This is a genomic window from Komagataeibacter saccharivorans, assembly GCF_004348195.1.
In the GTDB taxonomy this organism is placed as follows: Bacteria; Pseudomonadota; Alphaproteobacteria; order Acetobacterales; family Acetobacteraceae; genus Komagataeibacter; species Komagataeibacter saccharivorans.
Genome location: NZ_CP036404.1, coordinates 1326099 through 1348607 on the forward strand (window position 1 = coordinate 1326099; position 22509 = coordinate 1348607).

Sequence of the window (22509 nt, forward strand, 5' to 3'; positions counted from 1 at the left end):
CTGTCAGACTGTTGGAATGATGACCATGGATGATAATTCGCCCCTCCATGCAGCGCCGCAGGCGGGCATGACATTTTCCACTGCCCTGACCGGCGAACAGATCGCCGCGCAGGCCGAAGCCATGGCCGGCCGCCTCAAGCAGGCGCGTACGGAACTGGGCCGTGTCATCCTTGGTCAGGACCGGGTGATCGAGCTTGTGCTGACCAGCATCCTGGCGGGTGGCCATGCGCTGCTGGTCGGTGCGCCGGGACTGGGCAAGACGCTGCTGGTCACGACGCTGGGCCGTGTGATGGGCATGGATGCGCGACGCGTGCAGTTCACGCCCGACCTCATGCCGTCGGATATTCTGGGTAGCGAAATCCTTGATGAGGATGAAAGTGGCCGCCGCAGCTTCCGTTTCGTGGCGGGGCCGGTGTTCTGCCAGTTGCTCATGGCCGATGAAATCAACCGCGCCAGCCCCCGCACCCAGTCCGCCCTGCTGCAGGCGATGCAGGAGCGCGAGGTCGCGATTGCCGGGACCAACCACCTGCTGCCGCGTCCCTTCCATGTGCTGGCGACCCAGAACCCGATCGAGCAGGAAGGCACCTACCCCCTGCCCGAAGCCCAGCTTGACCGTTTCATGATGCAGGTCACGCTCGATTTCCCGGACATTCAGGCCGAACGCGCCATGCTGCTGGCCACCACGGGCACCACCACCGCCACCGCCAGTCCGGTGCTGGGTGCAGCCGACGTGCTGCACGCGCAGGGGCTGGTCCGCGCCCTGCCGGTGGGCGAACAGGTCGTGGATGCGATCGTGCGCCTTGTCCGCTCCGCCCGCCCCGAAACCACCGATGATCCCGTGATACGCGAAGCCGTGGCATGGGGTCCCGGCCCCCGCGCCGCACAGGCCCTGATGCTGGCCACCCGTGCGCGCGCCCTGCTGGACGGGCGGCTTTCCCCCACCATTGCGGATGTGGCGGCGCTGGCGCATCCCATCCTTGTCCACCGCATGGCCCTGTCCTTTACCGCGCGGGCGGAAAATACCAGCCTGTCGGGACTGGTCGATACGCTGGTCGGGCGGATCGGCTGACCTTGCCTGCTCCCCTGTCCTTCCTCTCACGCCTGTCACGTCGCGCCCGGCAGGCTACCGGACGGCCCGCGCCAGCGCCGGATGCGACGGGCGGGACGTTCCTGCCCCGCAATGCGGTGTCCGCCACGGCGCTGGCCGATTCACTGGCCAGCAGGCTGCCCGCGCTGATCGTGACCGCCCGCCGCATTGCGGAAAATACCGGTCAGGGCGCCCATCCGCGCCGCAAGGCCGGACAGGGGGACGAATTCTGGCAGTACCGGCCCGCAGCACCCGGTGAACCCAGCACCCATATCGACTGGCGGCAGTCCGCGCGGGGCGACAGGGCTTTCGTGCGTGAGCGTGAGGCCCAGACCCCGCACACCATCTGCCTGTGGTGCGATAACAGCGCCTCCATGCGGTGGCATTCGGATGACGCGCTGCCACTCAAGGCCGAAAGCGCCTTCGTTCTGGCGCTGGCCGGCGCCGCCATGCTGCTGCGACGGGGCGAACATATCCGGCTGCTCGATACGGGTGGCGGCCCGCCCCTGCGGCTGCAGGGACGGCATGCACTGGAACAGATGGCGCATGGCCTGATCGCATCCCTCCGCCGGGCGGCGGATGAGGCCACCCTGCCGCAGCCTGCCGCAATCCCCCCCCGCAGCCGCGTGCTGCTGTTTGGCGACGGGCTGTATCCCCCAGCCCTGTTCACGACATTCCTGCGCGCGCTGACCGCCCGGCAGGCAATTGGCACGCTGGTGGAAATCATCGACCCGGCGGAGACGACCCTGCCCTATGAAGGCCATGTCCGCTTTACCGGACTGGAGGAGGAATCGGCCCTGCTGCTGACCGGCGGCCCGGAACTGCGCCAGGGTTATGCAGCGGTATGGAAACGTCATCAGGAACGGCTGCGCGGCCTGTGTCAGGCGGCGGGCAGCCTGCCGGTGCCCTATATGACCGACCAGCCGCCTGAAAAGGCGCTGCTGGCGCTGCACGCGCTGCTGGGCATGGGGGGCAACAGGCCATGATCCTGCTTGCGCCGTGGATGTTGCTGGGCCTTGTCGCCCTGCCTGTAGTGTGGTGGCTGCTGCATGCGCTGCCACCCGCGCCCAGATCCCAGTCCTTTCCGCCCGTCCGGCTGCTGGCGCAGCTTGATTCATCGCCGCCGGATGCGACCTCCGCCCCGTTATGGCGGCTTCTGTTGCGCTGTCTTGCGGTGCTGCTGCTGGTTCTTGGGCTGGCTCAGCCCATCTTTCCGCGCGGACAGACCGGCATGGCAGATGCAGACTGCCTGATCGTGCTCGATAACGGCTGGGCTGCAGCCTCCACATGGCCGCAGCGTCTCCGCGCGCTGGATGGCATGCTCGATCATCTGGCCCGTACCAGGCATACCGTTCGCCTGCTGCTGACCGCGCGCAGCGATGCGCTTGATACGCCCGCCGTGCAACCCGCCCGGCAGGCCGCCGTGCTGCGGGGGATCATTGATCCCATGCTGCCACGTTCATGGCCAGTAGACCGCGTGGCCGCGATACACGCACTGGAACAGCTTGCACAGCAGAACTGGCATGGTCCCGTCCTGTATATCGCCGATGGACTGGCGACTTCCGCCGATGCCGGTTTCGCCACCGCACTTTCGCGGATCGGTCCGGTGCATGAAATACAGCTACCGAATTCGGACATCACGCTGCTGGCGCCATCCGGCGGGGACAGCAGCCTTGCCACCCGCATCCGCGCCGTGCCGCGCGCCTTCCCGCGCAACTGGCAGCTTCGCCTTGAAACCCCGACCGGCGGCACGCTCGGGCTGCTACCCGTCAGCATGCCAGCGGGCGCGGACCATGTGGATGTAAAGCCCGACCTGCCCGCCGAAATGCGCGGCAAGATCGATCATCTTTCGCTGGACGGCGTGGCGGGGCCTGCGGGCATCCGCCTGCTGGATGAGCGCGAACGCCAGCGCCCGGTGGGGCTGATCGCCAGTTCCGCTTCGGATACGCCGCTCATGGGCAGCCTGTTCTATCTTCGCCGCGCATTGCAGCCGAGTGCCGAACTGCGTGAAGGCGATCTGGATACCCTGCTTTCACGCCCGTTATCGGTCATCATCGCGCCCGATGGCACGCTGGGCAATCCCGACAGCCGCAGGAAAGTTGAAGCATGGGTGCGCGCGGGTGGCACGCTGATCCGCTTTGCCGGACCGCTGCTGATTCAGGGAACGGATACGCCCGACCACGCCCCTTCAGGCCCGGATGCGCTGCTGCCGGTGCCGCTTATGGGCGGCGAACGCGTGCTGGGCGGCACCATGTCATGGAGCAGACCGGAAGCCCTTGCGCCCTTCCCGGCGTCGTCCCCGTTTCATGACCTTGATATTCCCGCCGATGTCACCGTCTCGCGTCAGGTTCTGGCACAGCCTTCCACCGATCTGGACAACCATAGCTGGGCGCGGCTGACGGATGGCACGCCACTCGTTACCCATGCCGCGCTGGGGGCGGGACAGGTCGTGCTGTTCCACGTCACCAGCACGGCGGAATGGTCGAACCTGCCGCTGTCGGGCCTGTTCGTTGGCATGCTGCAACACCTGATCGATCAGGCTTCAGGTATCGAAACCCCGGCAGGGGCAACGCTGCTTGCCCCCTATATGGTGCTGGATGGTGATGGTGCGCTGGTTTCCCCGCCCGCGGGCGTACAGGCGGTGCGGGCCGACGCATTTGGCCGGACCGTACCCTCCCCCGAGCATCCGCCCGGACTTTACGGGCCGCGCAACAGCCGCCGCGCGCTCAACCCCGGCGACATGGCCCCACCCATGGTGGCCGAAGGACCCATCGGAACCGTATCCGACCTGCGCGGACAGGTGCCCGACATCGCCATCGGGCCGCTACTTATGGTGCTGGCGACCGTGCTGCTGCTGATTGACGGGGCCATCACGATACACCAGCGCGGGCGCAGGCTGGCACGGCGGTCCATGGCGGCATTGCTGCTGGGGGGCTGCATGCTGCATGGACCGGCCCATGCGGCGGACATTCCGCCCGATGTGCCCGCCGCCGCGCTGGAAACCCGGCTGGCCTATATCACGACAGGCGACAGCGAGATCGATACCGTGTCCAGAGAGGGGCTGCAGGGCCTGTCCGACTACGTCAACGCCCGCACTTCCGCCGTGCTGGGCCACCCGGACGGCGTGGTGCCGGAACATGATGACCTGTCTTACTATCCGCTGATCTACTGGCCCGTCACGGCCAGTGCCAGCACCACGCCCGCGCGCACGGCAGCACTGAATACCTACATGCGCCATGGCGGCATCCTGATGATCGATACGCAGGGTCAGGACCCGGCCACGGCACCGGACAACGCCAGCGGCTTTACCGGTTCGGCCCCCGGCACGGCGGCAGCACTGCGCCGGATGACGGCGGGTCTGGACGTGCCGCCGCTCATGCGCCTCGACAGTCATCATGTGCTGGCCCACACCTTCTACCTGCTGCACGACTTCCCCGGGCGCTACGATGGCATGCCCGTATGGGTGGCGCAGGAAGGCGACAGCACCAATGATGGCGTCAGTCCCGTCATTATCGGTAGCAATGACTGGGCGCATGCCTGGGCCGTGGATGAAGGTGGCAACAACCCCTACGCCCCGGTGCCAGATGGGGCCAGCCAGCGGGTCATGGCCTACCGGTTCGGGGTCAATGCCGTCATTTACGCGCTGACGGGTAACTACAAGGCCGATCAGGTGCATGTGCCCGCGCTGCTGAAACGGCTGGGGGAATGATGGGAATGCCCGATCTGTCCCGCCATATGATGACTTTCAGCCCGCTGGTGGCGCCGTGGTGTCTTGATCTGCTGCTGGTGGGGGTCATGCTGCTGGCCGCTGCCGGCATGATACGCCGCGTGCGCGGCAGTATATGGCGGTTGCTGGCGGCCATTGCCGTCATCACGTGGCTGTATAATCCCCAGCGCATCACGGAAACATGGCATCCGCTGCCGGAAACCGCACTGATCGTCGTGGACCAGTCGGCATCCATGTCCGAACGCGGGCGTGGCGACATGGCCCGCAACGCGGCCGAGCGCGTGCAGGCCGAAATGAACCGCGTGCCGGGACTGGTGCCCCGTATCGTAACCCTGCGGGAAGCACAGCATGGCGGCACGCGCCTGTTCGGGGCATTGCAGCAGGCGGCGGCGGACATCCCGCCCTCCCGCCTTGCGGGTGCCGTGCTGATTACGGATGGCGAGGATCATGATGTCCCTGCCAGCCTGCCCGACATGCTCAACCCCGATGACGGGCATGGCCACCGCACGGTCCTGCCGCTGCATGTGCTGCTGACCGCGAAGGGCGAGGAAACCGACCGTCACCTGCGCGTGCTGCAGGCCCCGCCTTTCGCCATTGTAGGCAAGGACGTGACCATCCGCGTCGAGATTGACGATCAGGGCGCCAGTCCCACCCCCGGCGCGACCACGCAGCTTACGCTGACGCAGGGGGACGGCACGACATTCTCCCGCCCCGTACGGATCGGCCAGCCGCAGGACATCACCCTGCCTGTTACCCATCCGGGTGAAATGCTGGTGGGCCTGTCCGCCCCCGAACTGCCCGGCGAGGTCTCGACACGCAACAACCATGATGTCATCCGCATCAATGGCGTGCGCGACCGGCTGCGCGTCCTGCTGGTATCGGGCACCCCGAATCAGGGGGAACGGGTATGGCGGCGACTGCTGAAGGCCGATCCTTCGGTCGATCTGGTGCATTTCACCATCCTGCGGCCGCCTGACCGCGATGACGGGACGCCGCTGTCCGATCTGGCGCTGATCGCCTTCCCGGTGGAAGAACTGTTCCAGCAGAAGATCGACCAGTTTGACCTCATCATTCTTGACGGGTTTGAAAACCGGGGCATCCTGCCCGAAGCCTATCTGCGCAATATCGTCCGGCACATCCGCGCCGGTGGCGGGCTGCTGCTGATTGGCGGGCCGGAATTCCTGACCCCCGGTTCGCTACAGAACACCCCCCTGTCCGATATCCTGCCCGCCCATGTCGCACCCGACGAGGGCATGACCGTACGCCGTTTCCGGCCCGACCTGACCGAAACCGGCATGCGCCATCCCGTAACATCCGGCCTGCCCGGCGCCCCCGAACATGCCGAGACGCAGCCGGGATGGGGACCATGGTACCGCAGCCTGCGCACGGATTCCGCCAGTGGCGAAGTCCTTATGACCGGGCCGGACCGGCAGCCCCTGCTGGTGCTGGATCATGCGGGCAAGGGACGTGTCGCGTTCCTGCTGTCCGATCAGGCATGGCTGTGGTCGCATGGCGAAGGGGGTGGCGGCCCGCAGTCGGAACTGCTGCGCCGGATTTCCCACTGGCTGATGAAGGAACCGGAGCTGGAGGAAAACCAGCTTGAAGCTGGCATATCCGCAGGCCAGATGACCATTACCCGGCGTTCGATCACCTCCGGCCCGCCGCCGGTCGTCCATGTCACGGCCCCCGATGGCAGGACACAGTCCATCACACTGGAACCTGCGGGCACCACGGGTCTGGCGCGTGCCCGCCTGCCCGCGCAGCAGGACGGGATCTGGACCGTTCGTGATGATGCGGGCCATGAGGCTTTCGCCGCGCCACGCGCGGAAGACCCGGTCGAATTCGCCGACCTGCGGGCCACGGCCTCCATCCTTGCCCCCATGGCGGCGGCAACGGGCGGGGGTGTACACTGGCTGGGCGATAATGCGGATCAGACGTCGCTACCACAGATGGTAATGGTCGGCGGGAAAGTTACATCAAGCGCCGATCGCTTCGCCTTTCCCGCGCGCAATGCGCACAGCATATCGGGCCAGCAGGCCCGTACCATCCTGCCCGCATGGGCCGTGGGGCTGTTCGTTATCGCCATGCTGCTTATGGCATGGTGGCGGGAAAGCCGTTCATGACGGAAAGATGATTACATATCGCATCCGCCATCATTTTGCGCTAATGAGCAATTCTGTCTGGTTCCGTGCGGGAACACCGCGCGGCGGCCCAGACGCTCACTCTCGGGACAGGACATGATTTCCAGATCCGGTATATATCTTCTTGTCGCCGCCCTGTTTGCGGGCCTGCCCGTGCTGCACATGCCGCTTCACGCCGCTTACGCACAGGATGCCGACGACGCGGAAGCCGAGGCCGAAGCCGCTGACGCGGCCAAGAAATCCGAAGCCCGACGCGCCGCAAAAGCCGCCGCCCCGCCGGCGGCGCTGCCCGGTGCTGAATCGCGTGAGGAAGAACACGGCCACGCCAATTCGGACATGAACCCGACGGATGCGCTGTTCGACGCCATCAACCGTGGCAGTCTGGGTGCTGCCAAGGAAGCCCTGAACCGGGGCGCGGACATGACCGGCCATAACGTGCTGGGACAGACGCCGCTGGATATGTCGATCGATCTGAACCGCAATGACATCACCTTCCTGCTGCTGTCCATGCGCACCTTCTCGGATTCCGACCCCCGTTTCACGGACAGCAATGATGCAGGTGGGGAAGACGATGGGCCGCCCCTGACCATGCCCCGCCATGCGCCCACCACGGTAGACCGTCGTTACGATGCGTCAGGCGGGCATGCCCAGCCTTCCATCGGATTCTTGGGTTTTGGTGGCAGCTAGTACGTCTGCCCCTCCGTTCAGGGTATAACGTAACGGGCGCATGTGGCGCGCCACATGGCAGGGCACAGCGGTCTTGTGGGCATAAAGCCCGGTCCGCCAGGAAAAGGTTTGCCCGATACGGCGGCTCCCTGCCCCTTATCAGGCCGAAGGGTTATCCAGACTGGCCTCAATCCTGGTGATTTCGTGCATGATTTCGTCAGGCGTGCGCGTGGCGTTACGCCGGGTATGGGTCAGAAGGATGAATTCGACTGTCATCGGACGCGGTGACTGGCGCTGGCTGCTGACCCGGTAACGCTTGTAGCTACGGGTAAACACCTGAACATCACCCCGCTCACAATTGGCGCGGAGCATGTCGGTCAGGGGAATGAAGCCGTCCGTGCTGTAACTGGTGGCAATCCAGCGGGTATCGAGTGTGCGCAGAAGCTGTCGATACGCATCCAGCGCCTGCCCCCGGTAGTTGTAGGGACTGCGCCGTGCCGTGCGCCAGTCCTGCCTGATCCCTGCCTTGTTCCGTCCCGTGATCTTGGGGGCAAGTTCCGGCTGGTCCCATAAGGCTATGGTATTGAGCACATGGTAATTCGCGCCATAAGGGTGCTGGTTATAGGGCGGGTCCACATACGCGATCGCCGCATCCGCCACCTGCCCGCGCAGTTCTGCGGCCAGCGCCTGCGCATCCATGCGCAGCACGCGGTTATCGCGCCCGTTATCCATGAAACAGGCCGGGCGCAGGCACAGATCAGCAGCGATACGATACAGTGCGGTACCCGTCCGGCCACCCCAGCCATGGTGGAATCCCTTGAACAGTCCGCTGGTATTACTGTTGTAACTGGCACTGTACAATAACGGAGCCAGCAGGCAGGCTTTCTGCCCGGCATCCAGCAGTCCCGCATGGTCCCATTGCGCGATCTGGTTACGGATCGCGTCAATGCGCATGCCGTTCTTGCGCATGTAGAACATCCTGTCGCGCGCCGTATCGTAATGCACGTCGTCATCAGGACATAAATGCCGTGTTACCCACCCTTCCGTTGCAGGCAGGGCATTAAGTCCGGCAATAACATCAGCATAATCGCGGCCACCATGAAAGCGGGGGGCTGACTGCATGCCGATATGGCAGAGATTCAGGTATTCGCTATAGGGTTCCCAGTCATTGGTCAGGACACGGAACCCAAGGCTTTTGGCCAGACGGGAGACAACACCCGTACCCGCAAACAGGTCCACAAAATCCGCCTGCTGCGGTATTTCCCCGGTTGCGGCGATGGCCTGCGCGATCAGACCCAGCAGTTTACGCTTGTTGCCGATATAGGGGATGATCTGGCTGAACAGGTAATCATCCGTCACAAGGGCGGAATGCCGCGCCGCGTTCCATTCGGCGGGCGACGCATCACGCGGCCCGGCGGCGCCGGGCGACACGGTCATGCCATGTTCCCCTGTAACATCGTGGCCACAGGTCGCCACCCCTGTTCAGGATGCGACGGCTGCCTGCTCCGCCCGGATTTCGCCCCGCAATTCGTCAAGCTGTACCAGTTCGCCTTCACGCTCAAAATACCAGAAGGTCCATCCATTGCATGACGGCGCATTCGTCAACGTCGCACCCATTTTATGGATCGAACCCCGGTTATGCCCGCTGACCAGCGTGCCATCGGGCGAGACCGTGGCCCGCACCCGCTTCTGCCGGTCCATAAGCACGGTACCCGCCGGCACCATACCGCGTTCAACCAGCAGGCCAAAGGGCACGCGCGGACTTTCACGCCGCGCAGGCGTGGTCAGGACACTGTCCAGCGGCACGGGTTTTTCACGCCGCGCACGACCGATTGCGGCTTCAGCATAGTCGGGATGCCGTTCGATCCCGATAAAGCGCCGCCGCAGCCTGCGCGCCATGGCCGTGGTGGTGCCCGTGCCGGTAAAGGGGTCAAGCACCACATCATCCACATTGGTCGAGGCGACCAGCACGCGATGCAGCAGGCTTTCGGGCTTCTGGGTCGGATGCAGCTTCAGCCCATGTTCATTACGCAGCCGTTCCCCACCCGTGCACAGCGGCAGGTACCAGTCCGAACGCATCTGCACATCATCATTCAGCGCCTTCATGGCCTGATAATTGAATCGGTAACGGCTGTCGGGACCACGCGCGGCCCAGATCAGCGTTTCATGCGCATTGGTAAAGCGCCGGCCACGGAAATTGGGCATGGGATTGGATTTACGCCAGATCACGTCATTGAGGATCCAGAATCCCAGATCCTGCAAAATCGCGCCGATGCGGAAAATGTTATGGTACGACCCGATCACCCATATCGTGCCATCCTTGCGCAGCACGCGCCGGGCTTCGGTCAGCCACGCGCGGGTGAAGGCATCATACGCCTGCAGGTCGGTAAACTTGTCCCAGTCGTCATCCACGCCATCGACCACGCTATCGTCGGGACGGCGCAGTTCGCCACGCAACTGAAGGTTATAGGGCGGATCAGCGAACACGCAGTCGATCGAACCGGCCGGAAGCGTCTGCATCATCTCGACACAGTCCCCCCGCAGCACCTGATCCAGGGGCAATTCCATCATAACCGCACCGCTCATGAATTGTTCAGCATGATGGCTGCTCCGCGCTAGGGTGTGAAAAAGGGGAAACGGATGCCTGCACAATGCGGCGCACCGTACCGAACGCCGCACGGTGATGCGGGCTGACGCCATCGGCCATCAGGGCCGCGCGGTGGATGGCCGTGCCATAGCCCGCGTTGCAGTCCCAGCCATAGCTGGGCCAGCGCCGTGCAAGCCGTGTCATCAACCGGTCACGAACAACCTTGGCCACGACGGACGCGGCCGAGATGGACAGGCTGATCGCATCCCCGCCCACGACGCATTGCGCCGGACACCCGAAGGCGGGTGCGGCGTTTCCATCGACCAGCACCAGTTCGGGCTGGCGCGGCAGGCGCATGACGGCACGCTGCATGGCGATCCATGAAGCGCGCAGGATGTTATGCTGTTCGATTTCGGCGACAGAGGCGGCCCCCACTCCGATCAGGGCGTCGGGCGTGGCATGGAGGATATCGTATAGCTTCTGCCGCATGGCGGGCCGGAGCTTTTTTGAATCGTCAAGCCGCTCGGCCAGCACGTCGGGAACACCGGAGGAGAATATTACCGCCGCCGCGACAACGGGGCCGGCCAGCGGGCCGCGACCGACCTCGTCCACCCCGGCGACCAGCCCCCCATGCGCATCCTCAAGCGTGTAATCCGGCATCCATTCCTTCCCGCCCGAATGCGAATCGGACTGTAAGTGCCCGATTCGCATCCGATTTCCGTTCTGAAAGGATGGAAACCATTTTTATGTGGGGTTGCGCAAGATGCTGTGGACTCATCGAGTCCCTTAAAATGAAAAAAAACGACTCGGGGCGGTTTCAGCCCTTGCGACGGGGGAAGAAAAGAAAGCCCAGAACGGTACCGACAGCCGCCGCGATACCCAGCGAAAACAGCGGACGCTCCCGCACGAAGGTCACGGCGCGCTCCACGCGGCCTTCATTTTCTTCGTACAGGTCGGCAAATTCCTGCCGGGCCATGCCCGCGAGCTGATCGACCTTGCCTTCGGCCTGAAGCCCCATATCGCCCGTCAGGCCGCCCGCGGCATCCTTCAGCCGACCGACACCTTCTTCCACAACGCCCGACGCCTTGGTTTCGACAGTATTCGGTTTGTCTTCCGACATAATTTACACTCCAATAAATGGCCCGGCCCAATAACAGCACAGGTGGGCAACATCGACGTATAACGCAGCAATGGCGCATACGGTTCCGTACCGGCTATCATGCATCATCATGCCCCCCTTGACGACCGCCTCCTCCACATTCCCCCACCGCCCCCCAGAACATGGCGCCGCCGCTGTCCACTACCCGCAAGCGCCTCATGGCGCTGATCGTGGCCAGCCTCATGATGATGGAACAGCTTGACGGCACGGCCCTGATCACCGCGCTGCCTGCCATGGCGGGCGACTTCCACGTCGATATTCCCCAGACCAGCATCGCGCTGACGCTGTACATGCTTGGCCTTGCAGCCCTCATTCCCGCATCGGGCCATATGGCGGAACGCTTTGGCAGCCGGGCCACGCTACGCTGCGCCATCATGCTGTTCCTGTCCGGATCGCTGCTGTGCGCATGGGCGTCCAGCCTGCCGGTACTGGCGCTGGCGCGGCTGGTGCAGGGGGCGGGTGGTGCGATGATGGTGCCGGTGGGGCGACTTGTGATCCTGCGCAGCGTGCCGAAATCGGAACTGCTGTCGGTCATGGCATGGGTCATGCTGCCCGCGACCATCGGCCCCATGTCCGGCCCCGTTCTGGGCGGTTTCCTGACCACTTACCTGTCATGGCGATGGATCTTCTACATCAACATTCCACTGGGGCTGGTGGCGATCGCCCTTACGGGACGGTTCATTCCCCATTTTCGCGCCAGTGCGCCACCGCCCTTTGACCTGCGGGGAAATATCCTGTCCAGCACCGCGCTGGCGGGGCTGATATTTGGCATGGAAATGCTGACCCGCCCGGGCTTTCCGCGCCCGCTGGCCGTTGGCCTGCTGCTGCTGGCGCCTCTTGGCGGGGTGGCGTATGTGCGCCATGCGCGGGGCATGACCCATCCGGTGCTTGACCTGACCCTGCTGCGGGTTTCCACTTTCCGCGTTTCGGTCATTGCGGGGGGACTGACGCGCATCGCGACGGCAGGGGTCATCTTCCTTATCCCTTCCCTGCTCCAGACACGTTTTGGCATCAGCGCAGCGCAAAGCGGGCTGATCACCTTCATCGCGCCGGTTGGCGCGCTGGCCATGCGCTTTGCCGCGCCGGGCATCTATCGGGGGCGCGGGTTCCGCACGGTCATGTGCGCGACCAGCCTTGTACTACCGTGCATCTGCCTGCTGCTTGCCCTGTTCCGGCCCGGTGCGCCACTGGTCTGGCTGCTGGTCCTGCTGGGCCTGAACGGCGTGGGGCAGACCCTTCTTTACACGGGTTACAACACCGTGGCCTATGCCGACATGGCGCCCGCGCGGATGAGTGCCGCGACCAGCCTGTATGCCACCTGCCAGCAGGTGATGCTGACGCTGGGCATATGCGTCGCCGCGGGCTGCCTGGCCTTCGGTCAGGTGGCGCTGCCGGTGCGGTGGCAGGCAGCGGATTACAGCCTTACATTCGTGGTGTGTGGCGTGATTGCGATAATGGCGCTGCCCGTCCTGCTGCGGCTTTCAGCCAATGCGGGGGCTGCCGTAAGCGGTCATGACGGAACGGACGGAAAAAAGGACCGGCCTTGAAACATTAGGTGGTTTTTACATTCCGCCATGTCTTTATGATGTTACATTCAATAACTTCGTACACCTCACCCCCATGTTAACCTTCTGACAAAGTCGATCTGAAACCACAGTCCTCCACATGGCCCGGTTTGTTCAGACTGGACGCCCCCACGATAGCAGGCAGAAAACCGACCGCATGGCTACATCTTCCTCCTCGACCACTCCGCCGACGAACAGTACGCCCCCTGCGGACAGCACGCCCCCCGCGCCCCGGCCACGCCATGGCCGCCGGCTGATCTATCTGGCCGGCGGGGCGCTGGCGGTCGTCCTTGCCGTCGCATTCCTGCGCCCCCACACCACCACGACCAAACACGCACGCACGAGCGACCAGCCGGTTGCGGTCGCAACCGTGGGCAAGGGCGACATGCCCGTGATCCTGACGGAACTGGGCACGGTGGTGCCGATCACCAACGTGACGGTGCAGTCGCGTATTGATGGCTATCTCATGCAGGTCCTGTTCACCGAAGGGCAGCATGTGCACAAGGGCGACCTTCTGGCCCTGATCGATACCCGCCCGTATGAAGTCCTGCTGGCGCAGTATCAGGGCCAGCTTGAGCAGGATCAGGCCCAGCTTGCCGCTGCCCGCGTGGACAATGCCCGCTATCAGCGCCTGATCCGCCAGAACAGCGTCGCCGCGATGACGGCGAAAGACCAGCAGTACAAGGTCGAACAGCTTGAAGGCACCGTAAAGGCCGATCAGGCGCTGGTGGACAACGAAAAGCTGCAGATCACCTACTGCCACATCCTGGCCCCGGTGGATGGCCGTGTGGGCATCCGTCAGGTGGACATGGGCAATTACATCACGGCCGGCCAGACCAACGGGCTGGTGATCCTGACGCAGATGCAGCCGATATCGGTCATCTTCACCCTGCCGGAAAATGATATCGGGCCGGTGGCCGCCCGCCTGCGCACGGGCACGCCGCTGCCCGTCGATGCGTGGGACAGCAGCAACCTTACCCATATCGCGACCGGGCAGGTCAGCGTGCTGGACAGCCAAATCGACACATCGACCGGTACGGTGCGCATGCGCGCCATCTTCCCCAATTCGCAGGAAGAGCTGTTCCCCAACCAGTTCGTCAATGCGCGCCTGCTGGTCAATACAGATCATGATGTGCTGCTGGTGCCGACCAATGCGTTGCAGACCGGCCCGAACGGCCAGTTCGTATATGTCGTGCGCGCCGACAGCACTGTGGAGGTCCGCAACGTCAAGGTCGGCCATGCCAGTGATTCCATGACCGTGGTGACGGACGGCGTGAAGGAAGGCGAGCGCGTCGTGACCGACGGGGTCGACCACCTGCGCGATGGCGTAAAAGTTTCCATCCCGCAGCCGGGCGATGCCACAGCCACACCGGCCACCGGCGCCCCGCAGGGGCAGAAGGGCTAGACGTGCGCGTATCCACGCCCATCCTCCCCCCGACTGAACGACTGCCCTGCCTGCCGCCGGAGATTGCCGCGTGAATCCGTCCCGCCTGTTTATCCGCCGCCCGGTCGCCACCACGCTGCTCATGCTGGCCATCCTGCTGGCGGGGCTGCTGGGTTACCATTTCCTGCCGGTTTCCGCGCTGCCGGAAGTTGAATACCCCACCATCACGGTCCAGACCTTCTATCCCGGCGCCAGCCCGGACGTGATGGCGACATCCGTTACCGCGCCGCTGGAAACGCAACTGGGCGAAATGTCGGGGCTTGAGCAGATGACCTCACGCTCCTCCGGCGGGGCGTCGGTCATTACGCTGCGCTTCGGTCTGGACATGACCATGGACATCGCGGAGCAGGAAGTGCAGGCCGCGATAAACGAGGCCAATTCCCTGCTGCCGACCGATCTGCCCGCGCCGCCGGTCTATGCCAAGGTCAATCCTGCCGATACGCCGGTCATGACGCTGGGCATTTCATCGCAGACCATGCCGCTGACCGAGGTCGAGGATTACGTCGATACGCGGCTTGCGGAAAAGATCAGCCAGATTTCGGGCGTGGGGCTGGTCACGCTGTCGGGCGGGAACCGCAAGGCGCTGCGCGTGCGGGTCAACATTCCCAAGCTGACATCCTTCGGCGTCGATCTTGATACGCTGCGCACGACCATCGGCAACGTGAACGTCAATTCCCCCACCGGCACGTTCGACGGCCCCAGGCGTGCGACGACGCTGCGTATCGACGGGCAGATTTCGGGCGCGGAGCAGTTGCTCAATCAGGTCATCGCCTACCAGAACAACGGGCCGGTGCGCATCCGTGACGTGGCGAGCGTGGTGGTCGGGCCGGAGAATACCGAACTGGCCGCATGGGCGAACCGCACCCCCGCCCTCATCATGAACGTACAGCGCCAGCCGGGCGCCAACGTGATCTCGGTGGTGGACAACATCAAATACGCCCTGCCGCGCCTGCAGCAGTCGCTGCCGCCGGGCATCACCATCACGCCGCTTACGGACCGGACCACGACCATCCGCGCATCGGTGGCGGATGTCGAATTCGAACTGGGGCTGGCGCTTGTGCTGGTGGTGGGCGTGATTTTCGTCTTCCTGCGCAACGTGCCCGCGACACTCATTCCCAGCCTGTCGGTGCCGCTGTCGCTGGTGGGCACGCTGGCGGTGATGTACCTGTTCGGCTTCTCCCTCGATAATCTCTCGCTCATGGCGCTCACCATTTCCACCGGCTTCGTGGTGGATGACGCCATCGTCATGATCGAGAACATCGCCCGCTACATCGAAATGGGTGACAGCCGCATGGAAGCGGCCCTGAAGGGGGCCGGCGAAATCGGGTTCACCATCATCTCGCTTACCGTCTCGCTCATCGCGGTGCTGATCCCGCTCCTGTTCATGGGCGATGTGGTGGGACGCCTGTTCCACGAATTCGCCATGACGCTGGCCGTCACCATCATCCTGTCCGCCGTGGTCTCGCTTACGCTGGTGCCCATGATGTGCGCGCGCCTGCTGCATGAACGCGCTGACAGACGGACCGAACCCGCATGGTCACAGGCGGTGGAACGCTGGACCACCAGCACCATCGCCGCCTACGGGCGGGCGCTGGACGTGGTGCTGCGCCACCAGCGGCTGACGCTGGCGGTATTTGCCGCGACACTGGCGCTGACCGGCGTGCTGGCGGTGGTCATACCCAAGGGCTTCTTTCCCGTGCAGGATACGGGCGTGATCCAGGGCATTTCGGTCATGGCGCAGTCCACGTCCTTCACCGCGATGAAACGCCACCAGCAGGAACTGGCCGAACGTATCCTCAGCGATCCCGATGTCAGCAGCCTGTCGTCCTTCGTTGGGGTGGACGGGCAGAACGTCACCCTCAATCAGGGGCGTTTCCTCATCAACCTCAAGCCCGAGGCCAGCCGCAGCGCCACCGCGCAGGAAGTCGCCACCCGCCTGCGCGCCGAAACGGCAGACATAGCCGGGGCTGAACTGTTCGTGCAGCCGGTGCAGGATCTCTCCCTTGATACGTCGGTCGCGGCGACCCAGTACCAGTTCCTGCTGGAAAACCCCGATTACAACCAGTTCACGACATGGGTGCCCAAATTCATCGCCCGCCTTCAGCAGGAAAAGGCCCTGTCGGACGTCACCTCCGACCTGCAGGCCGAAGGGCTGGTGGCGCATGTCGATCTGGACCGGACCACGGGGGCGCGGTACTCCATCACGCCCCAGACCATCGACAACGTGCTGTATGACAGTTTTGGCCAGCGCCAGATCTCGACCATCTTCACGCAGTCCAATCAGTACCGCGTGATTCTGGAGGCAGATCCTGCCTTCCAGCAGAACATGGCGTCTCTGGCGCAGATCTACCTGCCGGGCATCAGTGGCAATGCGGGGGAGAGCACCTCCGGCCCGACGCGCTCGCCCACATCGGGGCTGGTGCCGCTGGCGACCGTTACCCACGTAACGCAGGACACGGCCCCGCTGCTGATTACCCATGTGGGACAGTTCCCGGCCACTACGGTCTCGTTCAACGTGCGGCCGGGCTATGCGCTGGGTGATGCGACGGATGCGATCGAACGCGCGGCGAAGGACATCCACCTGCCATCAAGCTTCCAGACCTCGTTCCAGGGCACGGCGGCGGCATTCCGCAGTTCGCTTTCCAACGAGGCATGGCTGGTTCTGGCGGCACTGGTGGCGGTCTATATCGTTCTGGGCATCCTGTATGAAAGCTTCGTCCACCCCATCACCATCCTGTCCACCCTGCCCTCCGCCGGGATCGGGGCGCTGCTGGCGCTATGGATTACGGGTTCGGGGCTGGATGTCATGGGCATCATCGGGCTTGTGCTGCTGATCGGCATTGTCAAGAAAAACGCCATCATGATGATCGACTTCGCGCTGGAGGCCGAACGGGTTGAAGGCATGTCGTCCATCAATTCCATCCGTCATGCCGCCATGCTGCGTTTCCGTCCCATCCTCATGACCACGCTGGCCGCCATGCTGGGTGCGGTGCCGATGATGCTGGGCACCGGCACCGGGTCGGAACTGCGCCGCCCGCTGGGTATCGCCATTGTGGGCGGGCTGCTGGTCAGCCAGTTGCTGACGCTGTTCACGACGCCGGTGATCTACCTGCTTATGGACGGGATCAGCCAGAAACTGACGCGGCGCTTCGGCGGGGCCGGTAGCAATGACACTGATGGCCTGCCCGGACCGCAGGCCTCCGCATGAACCCCCTCTCCTTTTTCGTACGAAGGCCGGTTGCCACTGTCCTGCTGACGGTGGCGCTGCTGCTGGGGGGGGTGATCGGCTATCTTACGCTGCCGGTGGCGGACCTGCCCAATGTCGACTTCCCGGTCATACAGGTGCAGGCCCGGCAGGCTGGCGGCTCGCCGGAGGAAATCGCCAGTTCCGTCGCTGCCCCCCTGGAGCGACATCTGGGTGCGATTGCCGACCTGACGGAAATGACATCGCAGTCATCGGCCAATCAGGCACGCATCACCCTGCAGTTCGCCCTGACCCGCGACATCAACGGCGCCGCGCGCGATGTGGAAGCCGCCCTTCAGGCCGCGCATGCCGACCTGCCGTCCTCGCTGCGGCAGAACCCGAGTTACTTCAAGGCCAACCCCAATGGCGCGCCGGTGATGATCCTGGCGCTGACATCACGCACGCGCACCGCCCCCCAGCTTTACGATCTGGCGTCCAATGTCCTGCAGCAGCATCTTTCGCAGATACAGGGCGTGGGCGAGGTCGAGATCGGGGGCAGTTCACTGCCTGCGGTGCGGGTGGAGATGAACCCGCTGGCACTGTATAAATTCGGCATCGGGTTCGAGGATATCCGCGCGGCCCTCGCCTCGGCCAACGCGCATACGCCGAAAGGTTTTGTCGATCAGGGCGACAGCCGCTTCGTGCTGGCCACCAACGATCAGGTCCATAACGCGCAGGCCTATCGTGACCTGATCGTGGCCTATCATGACAGCCGCCCCGTGCGGCTGGCGGACGTGGCCTATGTGCGCGACAGCGTGGAAGACGTGCGCAATGCCGGTTACGTGGATGGCGGCCCGGCGGTTCTGGCCGTCATCTTCGCGCAGGCTGGCGCCAATATCATCAACACCAACGACCAGATCCGCGCCAAGCTGCCCATCCTGCGCGCCGCCCTGCCCCGTGATGTGGACCTGAGTGACCTTATGGACCGGTCCATCACCATCCGCGCCGCGCTGGCGGACACGCAGTTCACGCTGTTCCTGTCCGTGGCGCTTGTGGTGCTGGTTGTGCTGCTGTTCCTGCGCTCGCCACGCATCACCATCATTCCCGCAATCGTTGTGCCGACGTCCATCATCACCACCTTCGGCGCGATGAAGCTCATGGGCTACTCGCTCGATAACCTGTCGCTCATGGCGCTGACGGTCTCGACCGGCTTCGTGGTGGATGATGCGATCGTGGTGGTGGAAAACATAAGCCGCCACATGGAAGCGGGCATGGACCGCCTGCAGGCAACACTGCTGGGCACACGCGAAGTAGCGTTTACGGTGCTGTCCATCACGGTATCGCTGATTGCGGTGTTCCTGCCGATCCTGCTGCTGAGCGGCGTGGCGGGACGCCTGTTCCATGAATTCGCCATGACGATGTCGATCACCATCGTCATTTCCATGCTGCTGTCGCTTTCGCTTACCCCCATGATGACGGCCCGCCTGCTGCGCCAGCACGAAGCGGCCCCCAGCCCTACCGGCTTCGGGCGCATCTGGCTGTGGCTGGAACAGGCGCTGGCGCATGCCCAGCAGGGCTATGCCCGGTCGCTGGAATGGGCGATCACGCACCGGCGGCTGACCATCCTGTCCCTGCCGCTGACCATCGCCATCATGGTCGGGCTGTTCATCAAGATGCCCAAGGGCCTGTTCCCGGATTCCGATACCGGCATGCTGATGGGACATCTGCAGGGCGACCAGTCCATTTCGTTCCAGGCCATGCAGGGCAAGATCCAGACGGTTCAGCAGGCGATCATGGCGGACAGGGACGTATCGCGCGTCATGGGCTTCATGGGCGGTCGCGGCACGTCGAATCAGGCCAACCTGTTCGTGGTGCTGAAGGACAAATCCGAACGCTCCGACCCACCGGCGGTGACGATCGCCCGTATTTCCCGGCGGCTGCGCCATATGGTGGGGGCGCAGTTCTATGCCTCCGCCCCCGGACAGCTACGCATGGGCGGACGGCAGAGCAACGCGGCATACCAGTATTCGCTCCAGTCCGATTCCGCGCGCGACCTGTATGAATGGACACCACAACTGGTCACGATGCTGCAGAAGCATCATGAACTGACCGATATCTCATCGGATGTATTGCAGGGCGGTTCGGCGCTGGATGTGATGGTGGACCGCGATACGTCCAGCCGCCTCAACATCACGCCTCAGCTTGTTTCCAATACCCTGTATGATGCCTATGGCCAGCGTTCGGCCTCGGTCATCTACAATGCGCTGAACCAGTATCGTGTGGTGATGGAAGTCGAACCGCGCTTCTGGCAGGATCCGACCACGCTCAAGCAGGTCTGGGTCAGTGTCGCGGGCGGTTCGGCGGGCGGTGGCACGCAGTCGAACACCATCCGGGTGCGCACCGACACCGGCACCACGGCATCGCAGCTAAGCGCCCAGTCCTTCCGCAATCAGGTCGCCAATACGCTGGCGGGTGGCAACAGCGCGTCCACGGGTTCCGCCGTCTCGACCAATTCCGAGGAAATGGTGCCGCTTACGCTGGTTTCCGTCATCAAGCCCACGCTGACCGCACTGAGCGTCAACCATTCGGGGCAGTCCGTCTCCAGCACGATCTCGTTCAATCTGGCCAATGGCGTATCACTCAGTCAGGCAGTGCAGATCATCAATGAGGAGACGGTGCGCCTGCACATGCCCGCCAACATTCAGGGCAGTTTCGCGGGGAATGCCGCCCAGTTCCAGAAATCGGTCAATAACGAACCGTTGCTGATCCTGGCGGCGCTGGCGGCGGTGTACATGACGCTGGGCATCCTGTATGAAAGCTATGTCCACCCGCTGACCATCCTGTCCACCCTGCCTTCGGCCGGGGTTGGCGCGCTGCTCGCACTTCAGGTCTTTGGGGAGGAATTTTCCCTTATCGCCATGATCGGGGTGATCCTGCTGATCGGCATCGTCAAGAAAAACGCGATCATGCTGGTGGACTTCGCCCTGACCGTCGAACGTGATGAGGGACATACCCCGCTGGACGCCATCCGCACCGCCTGCATGCTACGCTTCCGCCCGATCATGATGACCACCTTTGCCGCCGCCCTTGGGGCGCTGCCGCTGATTTTCGGCCACGGCTACGGTTCCGAACTGCGTCGTCCGCTGGGTATTGCGATTGTGGGCGGGCTGCTCGTCAGTCAGGCGCTGACACTTTATACAACGCCGGTTGTCTATCTCTACCTCGACCATCTGGGGATAGTGTGCCGCACGCGTTTCAACCGGCTGTATGGGCGGCTGTCCCGACGCCATCGTCTTTCCCCCCAGCAGGATTCCTGAACCGGATGACTTTCTTTCCGCCATCCCCCGCGCAAGCCGGTATCCGTCCCTCCCGCACCCGCCGCGGGGCACGTCGTCTGGCGCTGGCCGCCTTGCCGCTGGTCGTGCTGACCGGCTGCATGGTGGGGCCGAAATACCATCGTCCCGCCGCGATCGTTTCCCCCCGTTTCAAGGAACTGCGCCCCGAAGCGGGATGGGAAATGGCACAGCCGCAGATGGCGGCGCTGCCCAAGCATGACTGGTGGACCATCTATAACGACCCGGTGCTGAACGGGCTGGAATCGCAGGTTGCGATTTCCAACCAGAACATCAAGCAGTACGAAGCCAGCTACCGTAACGCCCGCGCGATGATCGACAGTGTCCGCGCCCAGCTTTTCCCCACCATAAGCGGCAGTCTGGGCTTCAACCGCAACGGGCATGGCGCCGGATCGCTGTCATCATCGGGCAGCAATTACGCCAAGGCCGGCAGCACGTACAACACCTACGACATCGGACCCAGCGCAAGCTGGGATCTGGACCTGTGGGGCAAGATCCGCCGGCAGGTGCAGGAACAGGTTACGGCGGCACAGGCCAGCGCAGCCGATCTGGCCAATGCAACCCTGTCCTATCAGGCACAACTGGCCACGGCCTATTTCAACCTGCGCTATCAGGACAGCCTGACCGACCTGTTGCAACGTTATGTCCGTTTTAATGAACAGGCTCTCGAAATAACGCAGAACCAGTTCGATGCGGGTACGGCGGACCCGACGGCGGTGCTGCAGGCGCGCACCACGCTGGAACAGAACCGGGCATCGCTGGTGCAGGCTGGCATCAACCGCGCGCAGTACGAACATGCGATTGCGGTGCTGATCGGCAAGCCGCCTGCCGATGTCTCGATCGCGCCCGCCGAACTGTCGCGCACGGTGCCGCCCATCCCTGTCACGGTTCCCGCCGACCTGCTGCAACGCCGCCCGGACATAGCGTCCGCCGAACGCACCATGGAAGAATACAACGCCATGATTGGCGCGGACATGGCCGCATTCTTTCCCGACGTCACCATCAATGCCAGCTATTCACAAAGTGGCGGCGATCCCGTGACCTCCCTCATGCAGGCCATGAACCGTGTCTGGTCACTTGGCGCATCGGCGACGGAAGTGCTGTTTGAAGGCGGATCACGTACCGCCGCCGTGCATGAAGCCAACGCCCAGTACGACAGCGCGGTGGCCACATATCGCCAGACCGTGCTGACGGCGCTGCAGAATACGGAAGACCAGCTTTCCAACCTGCGCATCCTGTCGCAGCAGGCCATACAGCAGCAGAAGGCGCTGGATTTCGCCAACCGCACGGTCGAAGTCTCGCTTAACCAGTACCAGGCTGGCACCGAAATCTATACGACCGTCATCACCAACGAAAACTCGGCCCTGAGCGATGCCGAAACCCTGCTGGGTATCCAGCAGCAGCGCATGGTGGACAGTGTCAGTCTTGTGCAGGCCCTTGGCGGCGGCTGGGATGCGTCACGCCTGCCGAGCAAGAAATCGCTCCAGAAGGATAATCCCTTCCTCCCGGCCTTCATCCAGAAAGACACCAACCAGTAGGCATGAAAAAACCCCCTGCACCGGATGATGCAGGGGGTTTTCCGTTTCGGGCCAGCGG

General features: G+C 63.8%; 14 protein-coding genes. 10 read left to right on the forward strand and 4 right to left on the reverse strand.

Going from position 1 to position 22509, the window contains the following annotated elements; all coding sequences use genetic code 11:
• Positions 1–16: 16 nt before the first annotated feature.
• The 5 genes from KSAC_RS06055 (at position 17) to KSAC_RS06075 (ending at position 7642) form a co-directional block, all read left to right on the forward strand.
• Positions 17–1069 (forward strand): AAA family ATPase, encoded by a 1053-nt coding sequence (locus KSAC_RS06055; protein ID WP_110546533.1) that lies wholly within the window; start codon positions 17–19, stop codon positions 1067–1069.
• A gap of 2 nt (positions 1070–1071) precedes the next feature.
• On the forward strand, positions 1072–2073 hold the full coding sequence (locus KSAC_RS06060; protein ID WP_132304725.1) for a DUF58 domain-containing protein: 1002 nt from the start codon (positions 1072–1074) through the stop codon (positions 2071–2073).
• Complete coding sequence (locus KSAC_RS06065; RefSeq protein WP_132304727.1) at positions 2070–4796, forward strand: DUF4159 domain-containing protein; 2727 nt, start codon at positions 2070–2072, stop codon at positions 4794–4796. Before KSAC_RS06060 ends, KSAC_RS06065 begins: the two co-directional genes overlap by 4 nt.
• The gene (locus tag KSAC_RS06070) at positions 4793–6937 is read left to right on the forward strand and encodes a VWA domain-containing protein (protein ID WP_132304729.1); all 2145 of its coding nucleotides are present in this window, start codon (positions 4793–4795) and stop codon (positions 6935–6937) included. The genes KSAC_RS06065 and KSAC_RS06070 overlap by 4 nt, the downstream gene beginning before the upstream one ends.
• 114 nt (positions 6938–7051) lie before the next feature.
• Positions 7052–7642 carry a hypothetical protein gene (locus KSAC_RS06075; protein WP_102323193.1) on the forward strand — a complete coding sequence of 197 codons (591 nt, stop codon included), beginning with the start codon at positions 7052–7054 and terminating at the stop codon, positions 7640–7642.
• Between the two features lie 138 nt (positions 7643–7780).
• Here KSAC_RS06075 and KSAC_RS06080 read toward each other — a convergent pair whose 3' ends face one another.
• From KSAC_RS06080 to KSAC_RS06095, 4 genes are all read right to left on the reverse strand, one after another.
• Entirely contained in the window at positions 7781–9058 is a 1278-nt protein-coding gene (locus KSAC_RS06080; RefSeq protein WP_132304731.1) for a DNA adenine methylase, read from the reverse strand.
• Positions 9059–9103: 45 nt separating this feature from the next.
• Entirely contained in the window at positions 9104–10207 is a 1104-nt protein-coding gene (locus tag KSAC_RS06085; protein ID WP_110546546.1) for a site-specific DNA-methyltransferase, read from the reverse strand.
• A 7-nt stretch (positions 10208–10214) separates the two neighbouring features.
• On the reverse strand, positions 10215–10868 hold the full coding sequence (locus KSAC_RS06090; protein WP_165927291.1) for a ribonuclease HII: 654 nt from the start codon (positions 10866–10868) through the stop codon (positions 10215–10217).
• 157 nt (positions 10869–11025) lie between these two features.
• Positions 11026–11328: a CsbD family protein gene (locus tag KSAC_RS06095; protein WP_102323190.1), complete on the reverse strand. Its 303-nt coding sequence runs from the start codon at positions 11326–11328 to the stop codon at positions 11026–11028.
• A gap of 161 nt (positions 11329–11489) precedes the next feature.
• Here KSAC_RS06095 and KSAC_RS06100 point away from each other — a divergent pair, with 161 nt between their 5' ends.
• The 5 genes from KSAC_RS06100 (at position 11490) to KSAC_RS06120 (ending at position 22451) form a co-directional block, all read left to right on the forward strand.
• Positions 11490–12914 carry an MFS transporter gene (locus KSAC_RS06100; protein WP_243705326.1) on the forward strand — a complete coding sequence of 475 codons (1425 nt, stop codon included), beginning with the start codon at positions 11490–11492 and terminating at the stop codon, positions 12912–12914.
• 175 nt (positions 12915–13089) lie between these two features.
• Entirely contained in the window at positions 13090–14337 is a 1248-nt protein-coding gene (locus tag KSAC_RS06105) for an MdtA/MuxA family multidrug efflux RND transporter periplasmic adaptor subunit (protein ID WP_132304733.1), read from the forward strand.
• 70 nt (positions 14338–14407) lie between these two features.
• Positions 14408–17584, forward strand: coding sequence for an efflux RND transporter permease subunit (locus tag KSAC_RS06110; protein ID WP_132304735.1), 3177 nt, complete (start codon positions 14408–14410; stop codon positions 17582–17584).
• Complete coding sequence (locus KSAC_RS06115; protein WP_102323185.1) at positions 17581–20877, forward strand: efflux RND transporter permease subunit; 3297 nt, start codon at positions 17581–17583, stop codon at positions 20875–20877. The genes KSAC_RS06110 and KSAC_RS06115 overlap by 4 nt, the downstream gene beginning before the upstream one ends.
• A gap of 5 nt (positions 20878–20882) precedes the next feature.
• Entirely contained in the window at positions 20883–22451 is a 1569-nt protein-coding gene (locus KSAC_RS06120) for an efflux transporter outer membrane subunit (RefSeq protein WP_102323184.1), read from the forward strand.
• Positions 22452–22509: the final 58 nt, after the last annotated feature.